Annotated in this window: 2 protein-coding genes; both read left to right on the top strand. The window is 69.2% G+C overall.

The window, feature by feature from the left end:
* Nucleotides 1-79: 79 nt before the first annotated feature.
* Nucleotides 80-1087 (top strand): branched-chain amino acid ABC transporter permease, encoded by a 1008-nt coding sequence (locus KDH83_RS24185; protein WP_212320564.1) that lies wholly within the window; start codon nt 80-82, stop codon nt 1085-1087.
* Nucleotides 1084-1383: ATP-binding cassette domain-containing protein (locus KDH83_RS32675; protein WP_249205315.1), on the top strand; the 300-nt coding region annotated here is incomplete at its 3' end. The genes KDH83_RS24185 and KDH83_RS32675, both read left to right, overlap by 4 nt.

The following is a 1383-nucleotide window of genomic DNA, read 5'->3' on the forward strand; positions in this document are numbered from 1 at the left end:
CTGGCCGTGATCGTCGTCATCCGGGTCAGGCCGCAGGGCGTGGGCCCCCTGTTCAACCGTGGCCGAGGAGGGGCGCGCCATGCCGACATTGAATCTCTCCCGCCCCGCGCCCTGGGGAGCGGCCTTCCTGCTGCCCCTGCTGCTGGACGGCACCGCGACCGGCAATCTCGCCTATTGCCTGGTGTGGGCCTTTTCCGCGCTGGGACTGGCGCTGATGTGGGGGCACGGCGGCATCCTGTCCTTCGGCCAGACCGCCTTCTTCGGCGTCTCCGGCTACACCTACGGCATCGCCACGCTGAACTGGGGCGACAGCTGGGGCGCGACCTGGGGCGGGCTAGCGCTGTCGCTGGCCGCCAGCGTCGCGGTGGCGTTCGCGCTGGGCTACATGATCTTCTACGGCCGGATCAAGGGCGTGTTCGTCGGCATCCTGACGCTGTCGGTGACGCTGGTCCTGGAAACCTTCATGGCGCAGACCGCCGGCCCGCAATGGGTCGTCGGCGAAGCCCGGCTGAACGGCTACAACGGCATGTCCGGCATGCCGCCGCTGTCCCTGCCCTGGGGCGACGGCGCCTATGTCCTGGAAGGCGTGCCCTTCTACTACCTGGTGCTGACGCTGCTGCTGCTGGCCTATCTGGCCGCCCGGCTGCTGCTGCGCTCGTCCTTCGGCCTGACGCTGGCGGCCATTCGAGAGAACCCGCAGCGCGCCGAGATGCTGGGAGTCGACATCCGCAGGCACCAGATGCTGGTGTTCGTGTTCGGCTGCGCCCTGGCGGGGCTGTCGGGCTCGCTCTACACCATCTGGGGCTCCTACATCACGCCGTCGGCGATGGGCCTGACCGCCGCCGCCATGCCCGTCATCTGGGTAGCCACCTCCGGACGCGCCAGCATCGGCGGCGTGATCCTCGGCACCGCGGCGCTGGTCTGGCTGTCGCAATGGCTGGCGGTCTACGGCAGCCAGTACGCGCTGATCCTGATGGGCGTGATCCTGCTCATCGTGGTGCTGGCCATGCCGCAGGGATTGCTGCCCTGGCTGGCGCGCCTGCCGGAACATGCCAAGGGCGCGGGCCGCAAAGGGAGCCGGGCATGACGACACAATCCCTGCTCGAAACCCGGGGCCTGGGCAAGCGCTTCGGCGGCGCCCAGGTCATCAACGGCATCGACCTTTGCATCCAGGCCGGCGAGATCCGCTGCGTCATCGGCCCCAATGGCGCGGGCAAGAGCACCTTCTTCAAACTGCTCACCGGCGAGCATCGCCCGAGCGCGGGCAGCGTCCGCTTCCTGGGCGCCGACCTGGACCGCGTGCTGCCCCACCAACGCATCCGCATGGGCATGAGCATCAAGTTCCAGATCCCGGGCGTGTTCCCCGCGCTGACGGTGCGCGAG

Origin of the sequence: Achromobacter sp. Marseille-Q0513 (genome assembly GCF_018195695.1) — a bacterium.
Lineage (GTDB): Bacteria > Pseudomonadota > Gammaproteobacteria > Burkholderiales > Burkholderiaceae_B > Achromobacter.